Annotated in this window: 13 protein-coding genes and 1 pseudogene; 7 read left to right on the forward strand and 7 right to left on the reverse strand. The window is 69.0% G+C overall.

Annotation, left to right across the window (positions count from 1 at the left end; translation table 11 throughout):
- Positions 1-125: 125 nt before the first annotated feature.
- Positions 126-293, forward strand: a complete 168-nt coding sequence (locus ACFYPN_RS16410; protein ID WP_389298806.1) for a hypothetical protein — start codon at positions 126-128, stop codon at positions 291-293.
- Between the two features lie 310 nt (positions 294-603).
- Here the strand turns inward: ACFYPN_RS16410 and ACFYPN_RS16415 are convergent, their stop codons facing one another.
- A complete protein-coding gene (locus ACFYPN_RS16415) occupies positions 604-771 on the reverse strand; it encodes a hypothetical protein (RefSeq protein WP_389298808.1) in 168 nt (55 codons plus the stop codon).
- 639 nt (positions 772-1,410) lie between these two features.
- On the opposite strand from ACFYPN_RS16415, the gene ACFYPN_RS16420 reads away from it, so the two are divergent.
- Complete coding sequence (locus tag ACFYPN_RS16420) at positions 1,411-1,944, forward strand: NUDIX hydrolase (protein ID WP_389298810.1); 534 nt, start codon at positions 1,411-1,413, stop codon at positions 1,942-1,944.
- Here the strand turns inward: ACFYPN_RS16420 and ACFYPN_RS16425 are convergent.
- Complete coding sequence (locus ACFYPN_RS16425) at positions 1,938-3,245, reverse strand: hypothetical protein (RefSeq protein WP_389298812.1); 1,308 nt, start codon at positions 3,243-3,245, stop codon at positions 1,938-1,940. The two genes, ACFYPN_RS16420 and ACFYPN_RS16425, sit on opposite strands and share 7 nt — an antisense overlap.
- Positions 3,246-3,480: 235 nt before the next feature.
- On the opposite strand from ACFYPN_RS16425, the gene ACFYPN_RS16430 reads away from it, so the two are divergent.
- Both ACFYPN_RS16430 and ACFYPN_RS16435 read left to right on the forward strand, forming a co-directional pair.
- Positions 3,481-4,047: a hypothetical protein gene (locus ACFYPN_RS16430; protein ID WP_389298814.1), complete on the forward strand. Its 567-nt coding sequence runs from the start codon at positions 3,481-3,483 to the stop codon at positions 4,045-4,047.
- Entirely contained in the window at positions 4,047-4,265 is a 219-nt protein-coding gene (locus ACFYPN_RS16435) for a hypothetical protein (RefSeq protein ID WP_389298816.1), read from the forward strand. Before ACFYPN_RS16430 ends, ACFYPN_RS16435 begins: the two co-directional genes overlap by 1 nt.
- Positions 4,266-4,399: 134 nt before the next feature.
- On the opposite strand, the gene ACFYPN_RS16440 is transcribed toward ACFYPN_RS16435, so the two are convergent.
- From ACFYPN_RS16440 to ACFYPN_RS16455, 4 genes and pseudogenes are all read right to left on the reverse strand, one after another.
- Entirely contained in the window at positions 4,400-4,789 is a 390-nt protein-coding gene (locus tag ACFYPN_RS16440) for a hypothetical protein (protein WP_389299013.1), read from the reverse strand.
- Positions 4,790-4,867: 78 nt separating this feature from the next.
- Positions 4,868-5,017: pseudogene (locus ACFYPN_RS16445) on the reverse strand (GntR family transcriptional regulator); the annotation flags it as partial.
- A 486-nt stretch (positions 5,018-5,503) separates the two neighbouring features.
- Entirely contained in the window at positions 5,504-6,376 is an 873-nt protein-coding gene (locus ACFYPN_RS16450; RefSeq protein WP_358756826.1) for an undecaprenyl-diphosphate phosphatase, read from the reverse strand.
- A 253-nt stretch (positions 6,377-6,629) separates the two neighbouring features.
- The gene (locus ACFYPN_RS16455; protein ID WP_358756828.1) at positions 6,630-7,343 is read right to left on the reverse strand and encodes a TVP38/TMEM64 family protein; all 714 of its coding nucleotides are present in this window, start codon (positions 7,341-7,343) and stop codon (positions 6,630-6,632) included.
- 231 nt (positions 7,344-7,574) lie between these two features.
- On the opposite strand from ACFYPN_RS16455, the gene ACFYPN_RS16460 reads away from it, so the two are divergent.
- The 3 genes from ACFYPN_RS16460 (at position 7,575) to ACFYPN_RS16470 (ending at position 10,386) form a co-directional block, all read left to right on the forward strand.
- The gene (locus tag ACFYPN_RS16460) at positions 7,575-7,757 is read left to right on the forward strand and encodes a hypothetical protein (RefSeq protein ID WP_358756829.1); all 183 of its coding nucleotides are present in this window, start codon (positions 7,575-7,577) and stop codon (positions 7,755-7,757) included.
- Between the two features lie 93 nt (positions 7,758-7,850).
- Positions 7,851-9,026 (forward strand): elongation factor Tu, encoded by a 1,176-nt coding sequence (gene tuf / locus ACFYPN_RS16465; RefSeq protein ID WP_389298819.1) that lies wholly within the window; start codon positions 7,851-7,853, stop codon positions 9,024-9,026.
- Positions 9,027-9,381: 355 nt separating this feature from the next.
- Positions 9,382-10,386, forward strand: a complete 1,005-nt coding sequence (locus tag ACFYPN_RS16470; protein WP_389298821.1) for a glycoside hydrolase family 26 protein — start codon at positions 9,382-9,384, stop codon at positions 10,384-10,386.
- 45 nt (positions 10,387-10,431) lie between these two features.
- Here ACFYPN_RS16470 and ACFYPN_RS16475 read toward each other — a convergent pair whose 3' ends face one another.
- A complete protein-coding gene (locus ACFYPN_RS16475; protein ID WP_389298823.1) occupies positions 10,432-11,109 on the reverse strand; it encodes an alpha/beta fold hydrolase in 678 nt (225 codons plus the stop codon).
- Between the last annotated feature and the right edge of the window lie 192 nt (positions 11,110-11,301).

The raw sequence follows: 11,301 nt of genomic DNA on the forward strand, positions 1-11,301 counted from the left end.
CCAGGTCTAGTGGCCGGAGGGCCCGCATGTCAGCCTATCGCCCGTGCGCCCCCACCCGCCCTGCCACACTGGACACGCCTCTCTACGAGACTCTGTCGGCGGGGCCGCCCTTCAAGGAGGAAACCGTGCACCAACCCGAGGAGCAGCGCCCGAGGACGGTCAATGTCGCCACCGACACTGCATCGTTCAAGGAGGGTGTCGAGAAGTTCCGGAGCGCCATGCTGTTCGAATACCACGATGACCTCATGGAGCTCGACGACGAGCTGGACATTCTCTACCGGGGGCAACTGTGATCCGCCGCCTGCTGGCTGCCCTCATCCGCCGTGGCGGCTTCTCTGGGTACGCGCACGGCGGCACCATCCCGCAGTACACCCCCGGCCCGGACGAGGTACTCGTTCAGCTTTCGCCTGGTGCTTACCGGCGCACGAGGTAGTCGCAGGTGACGCCCGACCGGTTGCCATACCGGCCCGGTACGCTTTTAGCAACAACTCCCAGGGCCTCCGGGCCCGTTACCCGCGGGGATTGCAACCGCCCCACCGGCACAGCACCCGGTGGGGCGGGGCTGCCTCCCCAGGTTTTCCTGGGATCGCAGGAAAACACTGGTCAGGCGCCCGGCTCCGGGTGGAGGACCGCCTTCTTCGCTGCCATCTCCAGCTCGTACCGGTTCGCCCCACCTGCCGCAGCCTCGGCGGTCACCGCCAACTGGAACGCCGCTGCCGCTTCCCGCCACGGCCGCCAGCCTTCCTCGGTGTACGGCACGCTCGTCGCCACCCGCTCAGCCTCGACAGCGGCACGACACAATTCGATCAGTTCATCACTCGGTTTCGCCACGGCCGGATCGTAAACGACGGCGCTGACAGCGAGGCTTCTGCCATGCTGGTTACAGCGGCATCCGGGTGTGAGACCCGGCCTTCACGCCTCACGCTGTTTGAGAGGTAGCCCCGCCCACCTCCGGGAGACGGGTGACTCCTGTGCCGCTGGCCCGTCCGTCTGCCACTGGGAAACCGTGGCACCCGAGAAGTCGTCGGTTCGATAGCCGGGCGGCCGTCCAGCGTTACGCCCGCCCCCAAGCTGTGTGGGGGCGGGCGTTCGTGCGTCACGAACTACCAATCTGGGACCAACTGGTAGATCACTAGTAGTTCACGCCGCCTCGCCAACGTCCCCCCGCACGGCTGTTGCCCACTCCGCGAGCAACCGCTCGTACTCCCGGCGCGCCTCCACCGACAGGCGCCCACCACCCCGCTGCCACAGTGCGCGGATCTCCGCATTCACCACAGTCAACGGGCGCGCAGCAGCAACGTCACACGAAGTCGGGGGCATGCGCACCACAGTACGGGCAGGGGCCGACAGAGCCCAGACCTCCCGGACTACGATGACGCGATCTTGGTGGGCGAGGCGCAGGAGACAACGATGAGCGAATGGACCGTGCACGGCACCCGACCCATCTACACCAGCCCCTGGGTGGAACTCGACCTCGTCGACGTTGAACCGCCCGGCCGTCCCCGGTACGAACACCACCTGATCAAGCTGGCACCCGTCGCCGCGACCGTCCTCCTCAACGACGCCCATGAGGTGCTCCTGATGTGGCGGCACCGCTTCGCCACCAACACCTGGAACTGGGAGATCCCCAGCGGCATCGTCGAAGCCGGCGAAGAACTGACCGTCGCTGCCGCCCGCGAGGTACTGGAAGAGACCGGCTACCAGGTCAATCCGGCCGCGCTCACCCCGCTCGCCTACAACCAGCCCGTCGGGGGCATGTCCAACGCCGAGCACCACGTCTACCTCGCGCACGATGCCGTGCGGGTCGCCGATCCCGTGGACACCCACGAGGCGGACCGCATCGAGTGGCACCCGCTGAACACCATCCAGCAGATGATCGACGACCGGCAGATCGTGGCCGGCGTCGCCGTGACGGGGCTACTCCAGCTCCTCGCCCGTCACTGAAGAGCAGCCATCCCCGGCACCCCGTCATCGAGCAGCGCACGCAGGTCACGGACCGGCGCCGAGACACTTGCCCGAGCAGGAACGGCCCCGAGCAGCTCGCGGGCCCGGGCGACCACGATCCCAGTGAGGTGGTCGGACGGCAGACCCAGCAGCAGGCGTTCTGTCTCCCGGCACGCGACCGAGATCTCGCCCACACCGATCAGTGACGTCGCTTCGTCCATCGTGATGAGCGCCCGGTCCAGGTGCTCTTCTGGCCCGTACAGGCCGCGCGCCTCGTGCAGGGCGCGCTGGGCCCGCCGGGTGTCGCCGATCGTCGTCCACATGCTGCCCTCGTGCCACACCAACTGCCGCTCCGTGTACCCGTAGGCGGTGTCGCTGGTGTCCGTCGACCCGAGCTTCGTGAACGCGGCCTGGGCGATCCTGAGGGCGTCCTGGGCTTCGCGGTGTCGGCCGAGACGGGCCAGGGCTCGCGCCTCCAGCGCGGGCGCCCAGGCCGCGGTGGCACAGACCGTGGCACCCGCGAGTAGCCGGGCCCGCTCCGCCAGGGCCAGGGCTGCCGCGGGGGCGCCGAAATAGAACGGGATGACCGCCTCCCGGGCGAACAACCACGCCCTGAGCGCCCGGTCGCCAGTCTCGTCGGCAGCCAACTGGGCCACCTGGTACCAGCGGCGGGCCTCCCGGTGCTCTCCCAGCGCCACGAGAGCTATCCCCGCCGTGCCCGCCAGCTGCGCGGTGACCCGGCAGAGCCGCGCACGGGCGTCCGCGGCCTGGCTCTGTTCCAGCATCTGCTGAAGCTCCACGAAGTCACAGACACTGTCGTGAAGGAGGCGCGTCGGGGGAAGCACCTGGTACTCCTGCCCGTGCTCGGCGGCCCGCCGCTCCCACTGCTCGATCGTCACCTCGGCAAGAGGCGGCGACAGGGCGGCCGTCATGCGGGCCCGGATCACGGCGAGGGACGGCAGCGCCGCAGATGACTGCTGCGGGACCTCGACGGTCCGGCCGGCCGACACGGCGCCTCGGTCGGTGCCTGCGCCGGCCTCCGCATCAGTCCCGGCCGGGGTGTAGTCGGTACCGAACCCCAGCCGATCGGGGCGGGTCTCGTACAGGCGACACAGGTGATCCAGGTGCGTGTCGCCAGGCCTACCCCGCCCGGTCTCCCACGCGGAGAGCTGCTGAGTGGTGACCCGCACCCCGATGCCACCCAGCTCGATGCGGGCCTCGGCCAGAGTCCACCCCCTCGCCAGACGGTGCGCCTGGAGCAGACTGACAGCGGTCTCCTCAGCGATGCGGGACGCCAGCACCCAAGGGCTCCAGCCCTCTACCGCGGCCTGTCCGGCGAGCTCGCGCGCGCATTGTTTCGGTCTCTCGTTGCGTGCCACCTCGCCACCATATGGCGCGAGTTGGACGGGCAGTCCCCCAAATCATGGGCTGGTGATGACAGACCCGCGGGTTGTCGTCGTGGAGTGGTGACAGCCCCTGGTTTTCCTGCCGAACTCGTGATCGCGCGTAGCTGCTGGGCCGGTGCAGGCTCAGCCCATGAACGCACGCACAAGCACGGACGCGGCCCGCTGGTTCGCCGGAGCCGCCGCAGCCCGTAGTACGGAGAGCCCTGTCGTTCTCGCGGCCGGCGCCCGGTGGGATGCCGTGAAAATGCCCGTCGGTCTCGTGCACGCCGCGGTCGGCGGAACGAACTGCCACGTCGCCTCCGCGGTGATGGGGCAGCGCCTCGACGGCCCGGTGATCCACGACGCAGGCAGGTACTACTACGCCCTCGTCGCTGCTGGCACGGTGGAGACGTGGCGGTCCCCACTGGCGGTGGTCCTCGGCCGCGGGTCCTGGGTGGTGACCCCCAGACCCGGGGTTGCGCACGCCTCCGGACTGCACTGGTGCGTCCCGGTCCGAAGCCCGGGGCACCTGTGCAACGCGGTCGCGGTTGCCGAGCTACTGGCGGACGGGCAACGCGCCCTGGGGGAGCACGGTTCGGCAAGGGATGGCGCGTACCGGGATCTCGTCGGGCACACCGCCACCTGTGCCACCTGTCGGGCTGGCGTCTCCTGCCCCACCTCGGCACATCTTGGCCGCGCGTGGCGGGAGGCCCGCTGATGACGTTCCCCCGTATCTGCGTCAACTGCGACCACTCGATCGTCGGCGACTTCGAGGTAGCCGTCGAAGGGTTCAGCGCGTCAGGGGCCCGCGATGACACCTACCGACACCCGGCAGGCGATCCGGCGTGCACGGGCCGGACTGCCGACCGGTCGGTGGTGAGCCGGGCGCTCGGCGCCGCTGTAGCCGAGTCGGTGAGCCGGTTTCGTGGTGCGTAACAGACCTCTGGCCAGGGGTGATACGCGCGGTGACCTACTGAATGGTAGGTGCACATGGATGCGCTCAAGGCTGGTATTTCGGCCACAAATGAGCGAGGCTCGACATGGAGCTGACTGAAAAGTCACCACGCAGATCAGAGACGGATCGTCCACCGATCCAGCGGCAGGATCAGATCGGCAGTTTCCACGGGGGCACCATGAGGATCGAGACGAGTCCGCACCACCCGGTAGGCCACAGAGTCCACCAGCAGGCCCAGCGCGTGCGCCTGACCCTCGGGCAGCGACACGACACCCAACTCGGCCACACACGACGAGTGCGAGCGGCGACGACCACGCCACCACGACTCCACCAGCATCGCCGACCGGCCACCCGGCTCCAGGCACTCCACCACCTCGTGCTGCAGCAAGGCTCCAGCTGGAACGTCCAGACGGCCGGCAAGGTCGTCGGTTGCGCGCTGCGGACTGGAGTCCGTGCGCTCGGTGCCCCACGGCCAATCGGCATCCGCGTCGGTGAGAGTCCGCATGGCAGGAGGATGCGCCACAACCACATGCCGCCCCCGCTCCCCATCGAGGACACCACTCCGACGGAGGAGGTCGTAGGCCAGGCGCACCGTCTGCTCGTGGACGTGGTACTCGGCGGCCATCTCGCTGCGCGACGGGAGCGACTGGCCGGCCACCCACTCGCCGACGGCAATGCGGCGGCGGATGTCCGCGGCGATACGCCGGTACGCGGCCCCGCCTGCACCTGACATCCGGACCCCTACATCGATTGATGATCATCGAGTGAGATCCGACCGTAGGACGCGACCGGCAACCTGATATATCAGGTTGCGCTCAGGCGTCCGGACTATGCCAAGGGCAGTTGATAACCCACATGCTCGGCGGGCGCGACCGAAAGGCGGGCACCGTCGGGGAATGCCTCTCGCTCGTCGCGCACCCCTTTAGTGGCGGGCGAGAGGTTCCCAGAGATACCGACTGGTGACTCAGTCGTTCAGCAGAGAGCCGGGGCAGTACCGCTTTTCACCCCTCCAGGTGGCGGTCCTGCCCCGGCTCTTTGCTGCGCGCGGTCGGCGGGCGGTGCTGTGCTCCCGCCTGCCGGCTCCCCGTGCTTGGCAAGCCCCCAAGATCATTTGGGAGAACTTTGGGAGATGATCATGGTTAGAAGGCTCGAAAGTCCTCTAATTCACTCCAGAAATCTCCAGTTGCAACCTAGCGGTATCCGTTAGATTCCTGCCTGGTCAGCCCGCCGACTCGCCCGCGTGGGGGCTCAGCACACCTGCGCTGACCAGGGCGAAGAGCAGGATGCCGAGGATCACGCGGTAGTAGACGAAGGGCATGAAGCTCTTGGACGAGATGAACTTCATGAACCATGAGATGACCACGTAACCGACCACGAACGCGACCAGGGTCGCGAAGATCGTCGGGCCCCAGGAGACGTGTCCCTCGCCCGCGTCCTTGAGCTCGAAGACGCCGGAAGCCAGGACGGCGGGGATGGCCAGCAGGAACGAGTAGCGGGCCGCCGCCTCGCGGGTGTAGCCCATGAGCAGACCGCCGCTGATGGTGGCGCCCGAGCGGGAGACACCCGGGATCAGGGCCATCGCCTGGCAGAACCCGTAGATCAGGCCGTCCCGGACACCCAGGTCCTGGAGCGACTTGCGCTCCTTGGCGGCGCGGTGTCGGCCGCCGGCCTCGTCGCGGGCCGCGAGCCGGTCCGCGATGCCGAGGACGATGCCCATGACGATCAGGGTCGTCGCGATCAGACGGAGATCACGGAAGGGGCCCTCGATCTGGTCCTTGAAGGCGACTCCGAGGACGCCGATCGGGATCGAGCCGACGATGACCAGCCAGCCCATCTGGGCATCGTGGTTGCTGCGCATCTCGCGGTCGAAGAGCGAGCGGAACCAGGACGAAATGATGCGGGCGATGTCCTTGCGGAAATAGATGATCACCGCAGCTTCCGTGCCGATCTGGGTGATCGCGGTGAACGCCGCGCCGGGGTCGTGCCACCCGGCGAAAGCGGCGGTCAACCGCAGATGCGCGCTGGAGGAGATCGGCAGGAACTCGGTCAGTCCCTGAACGAACCCCAGGACGAATGATTCGAACCAGCTCATGGGGCTTAGGCCATCCCGGAGGTGATCAGGCTACGGCCGCACGACATGGAGACGTCGGCAGCGTGCGAAAACGGTCAGAAAAGGACAAGGCGGAAGCCTCGGAGATCTTTTGTCGTCCGGCGCAGAGTATCGCCTACAGGTGAACTGCTCGCCCCCTGCCCCCTGCCCCCTGCCCCCTGCCCCGGCCCCTTTCCGCCGCCGGTCGCCCATGGCCCGTCGTCCGCCGCTCCTCGCCGGACGCGGCTGCGCGGATTCAGGCCGCTGCGCCGAGCCGATGACGTTTGTGCCAGGCGACCAGCACGCCTCCGACGCCCGAGACCACGATGAACCCCATCGCGAGGAGGAACGCGGGAGAGGTGGGCGATGCGGCCTCGCTGCCGGCCACCACGTAGGCGGCGGTGTTGGGGATGGACCCGAGCCCGGTTGCCAGCAGGAACGGCGCGTACCGCATCCGGGAGGTGGCCGCGCAGTAGTTGGCGGCGGCGAACGGCACACCAGGGAAGAGCCGGAGCGCCAGCATGGAACGGAAACCGTGCCGGCTCAGCAGGCGGTCCGCCGCCTTCAGCCAGCGCCCGCGCACCAGGGTGCGCAGCGCCTCCTGCCCCAGTACCCGGCCGAGCAGGAAGGAGATCCCGGCCCCGAGCACCGTGCCCGCGAGCGCCGCGGCCAGACCCGTCTGGGTACCGAAGAGCGCTCCGGCCGCCAGATTGAGGAGGGGGCGCGGCGCGAAGGCCACGGTGGAGACGCCGTACGCCAGCCCGAACAGCAGGGCCGCCGTGCCACCCGTCAACTGGGCCGGCCAGCCGGAGGAGAGCATCCGCTGCGGGTCGAACAGCAGCATGGTCGACGCGGCGGCCGCCAGGACCACCACGAGCAGGGAGAACCGGGACCAGGGGGACAGCAGCGCCTTCGAGAGGCGCAGGGCCGGACCGTTGCGGGGACGGGCTGCGGTGACGGGTTCGAACATCTGGGGAGAGTAACCGAAAGCGGCATGTGATCGCCGTAATGTACGCGTGATGATCTGACGTTCCGACAGCATGGGTCCGGTTTGCGTCCGCAGCGCATCAACCGTGTCCGGCAGACCGGGAGTCCGGAAGTCGCACCCCCGCCGCGTCCGCGCGGACGAGCCGGAGCGGCCCCGCCTTCCGGTCGGAAAACCTGTCGACGCGCACCGGCCCGACCGGCCATCATCCTGTACATGTCCCGGTACGCCTTCCTCGCAGCGCCGTCCGCAGTCGCGGACGCGCCGAAGGCTGCCGCGAACATCATGGCGGCGCTCATCACGGCGGCGCTCGCTGCCGCGGCACTCTCCGCAGTGGCATCCCCCGCAGCCGCAGCCACCACCGCTGCTCCTGCGCTTCTCGGCGGCGCCCGAAGCTGACCCTCCTCCGACACTGTCCGGCGGATCCCGCGAGGGGAGGGTCGGACGGGCACAGGGGTCCCCTCTCACGGCTTCGAAACCAAGGAACGAGCCATGCCCAAGACGGCATACGTGCGCACCAAGCCCCACCTCAACATCGGAACCATGGGCCACGTCGACCACGGAAAGACCACCCTCACCGCCGCCATCACCAAGGTCCTCAGCGGACGGCCGGGCACCGCCACCTCGTACGTCGCGTTCGACCGGATCGACCGCGCCCCCGAGGAGACCCGGCGCGGCATCACCATCAACCTCGCGCACGTCGAGTACGAGACCGACACCCGGCACTACGCCCACGTCGACATGCCCGGCCACGCCGACTACGTCAAGAACATGGTCACCGGGGCCGCCCAGCTCGACGGGGCGATCCTGGTCGTCTCCGCGCTCGACGGCGTCATGCCGCAGACCACCGAGCACGTGCTGCTGGCCCGTCAGGTCGGCGTCGACCACATCGTCGTCGCCTTGAACAAGGCGGACGCCGCCGACCCCGAACTGGCCGACCTCGTCGAACTGGAAGTGCGTGACCTGCTCTCCGCCCACGGGTACGGAGGCGACACCGTGCCCGTCGTCCAAGTCTCCGGGCTCGGCGCGCTGGAGGGCGACCCGCGCTGGACCGCGGCGATCGAAGGGCTGCTCGACGCGGTGGACACCTACGTGCCGATGCCGGTGCGCTACACCGACGCGCCGTTCCTGCTCCCCGTGGAGAACGTGCTCACCATCACCGGGCGCGGCACCGTCGTCACCGGTGCCGTCGAGCGCGGCACCGTACGGATCGGCGACCGGGTCCACGTGCTCGGTGCGGACACCGAGACGGTGGTCACCGGGCTGGAGACCTTCGGCAGGCCGATGGAGTCTGCACAGGCCGGCGACAACGTGGCCCTGCTGCTGCGTGGGGTGGAGCGTGACCGGGTCCGGCGGGGCCATGTCGTGGCCGCGCCCGGCAGCGTCACTCCGACGCGCCGATTCACCGCCCAGGTGTACGTGCTGTCCGCCCGCGAGGGTGGCCGCACCACACCGGTCGCCACCGGTTACCGGCCGCAGTTCTACATCCGTACGGCCGACGTGGTCGGGGACGTGGACCTCGGGACGACGGCGGTCGCGCGGCCGGGGGAGACGGTCACCATGACCGTGGAGCTGGGCCGGGACGTCCCGCTGGAGGCCGGGCTCGGCTTCGCGATCCGTGAGGGCGGCCGCACGGTCGGCGCCGGCACCGTCACCGCGCTGCTCTGACCCCGTCGGCCTGACGGCTCGACGCCCCGACGTCCGGGGTCCGCCTTCCCCGCCCGGGGGAGGCGGACCCCTCTCCCGTGCGGGGACCCCACGCGGCGCGGATTTCGCATGGGGAGGCCGGCCCGGTCAGTGAGGTCCCGGTGACGGGGCGAGTGCGCTTGTCGATGAGTGGTGAGACGTAAAACGAAAGCACGCATGCCGGACAACTCGACAGCTTCTCGGCCGCGTTCAGAAAACGTTAAGCAAAGTCTCAACCCGACGGGTTGCGGAGCGCTGCTCGACCCATTGACGAGCAAGGGCGCAGCGGCCATCTTGGCGACAAGAACGCGGTTTCCCCACGAGAGCTTGGATGCCCATGAGGACAATCCGGCACTACATCACCTTTATGGCGGCAGCTGCTGTCGCGGCTGCGATCTCCGTCTGGCCTGCGGCGGATTCGGCGCAAGCGTTTCCCGCGACTCCCCGGCAGAATGTGCTCAACTATCTCCGCACCATTTCCGGAAATCACATCGTTTCCGGGCAGCACAACAAAGAACCTGCCTCCACGCCGGGTCTGTACACGCAACAGGTCAAGGACGTGACCGGGCAGTACCCCGGGCTGTGGGGCGGTGATCTGATGTTCAACGCCGCGGACGTGGCCAACCGGCAGCGGGTGGTCGACCAGGCGAAGACCGAGTGGGCCAATGGTTCGCTGACCGCCCTGACCTGGCACGTCTGCCCGCCCACGGGCGGGAGCACCTGCGCGTTCGAGGGTGGCGTGAAGTCGAACGTCTCCGCCGCGCAGTTCTCGCAGATCATCACCGACGGCACTGCCCTGAACAGCGCTTGGAAGCGACGCCTCGACGAGGTCGTCCCCTACCTTCAGCAATTGAGGAGCGCCGGCGTGCCGGTGCTCTTCCGGCCACTCCACGAGATGAACGAATCATGGAACTGGTGGGGTAATCGGCCCGGAACGAACGGCAGTGCGCGCCTCTACCAGATCACCCACGACTATCTCGCCAAGACGAAAGGGCTGGAAAATCTGATCTGGGTGTGGAACGTGCAGGACAATCCGGCCGGCGGGTGGAGCAACTACTATCCGGGCGATGCATACGTCGACGTCGTCTCGCTGGACGCCTGGTACAAGAACTACCCCAGTTCCGCCGATTACCAGCAGATGCGGAACATCGCGGGAACGAAGCCCATGGCCATTGCGGAGATGGGCAAGGTGCCGACCGCTTCGCTGCTGGACAGCCAGCCTCAGTGGGCATGGTTCATGATGTGGTCCGAGCAACTGCGCGGAAGCAATACCAATGCGGAGATCCAGACGGCCTATTTCCTCCCCCGGGTACTGAACCAGGGCGAGATCGCGCTGCCCTGACGCCTTCTCGGAGCACTGCGCGGCGGGTCCGGCCGAGGGGGCCGGTCACAGCCAGCCGCGCAGTGCCCGGAGGAAGCCGTCCGGATCGTCACGGTGGACGGTGTGCCCCGTACCGTCCACCGTGCGCACCTGCCAGCCACGACGGCTCAGCGTCGTGGCTTCCGCCGTCGGAATCCGCTCGCTGGGGCCGGCCAGCACGACGAGCGAGGGGACGGCGGGGGTGTCCGGCAGGCCGGGCAGGTGTCGCAGGGCGGTGACGGACGCCGGGTCCCAGGTGGCGAGAGCGCGGCGCTCCGTCGAGATGTCTTCGTCGTGCCAGCGGGGGTGGGTGGCCCGCAACTCCTGCCAGGTGGCGTACTTGGCGGCGCGCAGCGCGTCCAGGTCGCGTCGGCGGGGCACCCAGGCCGGGTCGCAGTGAACGGCGCGGGCGCAGCGCAGTCCGGACACGGCGAGCAGCAGCGCGGCCGAGCCCAGCGAGTGGCCGACGGCCAGGTCAGGTGCCTGGGGCAGGTTCTCCAGGAGGGCGGCGGCGAGTGCCGCGGGTGTGTACGTCTCGGCGGGCTCACTGGCGCCGTGTCCGGGCAGGTCCACGGCGACGACGCGGTAGCCGTGCTCCGCGATCGCCGGAGCCACCCGGATCCAGCTGCGGGAGTCCGTCATGAGGCCGTGCACCAGTACGGCCGTACGGGGACCGTCGCCCCAGACCCGCGTCGCGAGCTTCACCGTTCGGCCCGGGATTCGGCGACGCCCGGCCGCTGCCCGTGGGGGACGAGCAGCGCGGTGCCTGATCCCCGCGAGGGGGCGTGCAGGGCGGGGGGCAGGAGGGTGGATGTGGTCACAGGACACTCCGAGGACGTGGAAAAGGGCTGGTCGGCCGGTGTCGGGCGCGGGATGACAGGGGCGCGGGCTCCGTAC

The organism is Streptomyces sp. NPDC005576 (genome assembly GCF_042871745.1).
Lineage (GTDB): Bacteria > Actinomycetota > Actinomycetes > Streptomycetales > Streptomycetaceae > Streptomyces.

Coding starts and splice junctions, on each gene's coding strand:
- ACFYPN_RS16470 (WP_389298821.1), top strand. CDS start 9,382: ATGAGGACAATCCGGCACTACATCACCTTTATGGCGGCAGCTGCTGTC.
- ACFYPN_RS16460 (WP_358756829.1), top strand. CDS start 7,575: ATGTCCCGGTACGCCTTCCTCGCAGCGCCGTCCGCAGTCGCGGACGCG.
- ACFYPN_RS16455 (WP_358756828.1), bottom strand. CDS start 7,343: ATGTTCGAACCCGTCACCGCAGCCCGTCCCCGCAACGGTCCGGCCCTG.
- tuf (WP_389298819.1), top strand. CDS start 7,851: ATGCCCAAGACGGCATACGTGCGCACCAAGCCCCACCTCAACATCGGA.
- ACFYPN_RS16450 (WP_358756826.1), bottom strand. CDS start 6,376: ATGAGCTGGTTCGAATCATTCGTCCTGGGGTTCGTTCAGGGACTGACC.
- ACFYPN_RS16440 (WP_389299013.1), bottom strand. CDS start 4,789: ATGCGGACTCTCACCGACGCGGATGCCGATTGGCCGTGGGGCACCGAG.
- ACFYPN_RS16430 (WP_389298814.1), top strand. CDS start 3,481: ATGAACGCACGCACAAGCACGGACGCGGCCCGCTGGTTCGCCGGAGCC.
- ACFYPN_RS16420 (WP_389298810.1), top strand. CDS start 1,411: ATGAGCGAATGGACCGTGCACGGCACCCGACCCATCTACACCAGCCCC.
- ACFYPN_RS16435 (WP_389298816.1), top strand. CDS start 4,047: ATGACGTTCCCCCGTATCTGCGTCAACTGCGACCACTCGATCGTCGGC.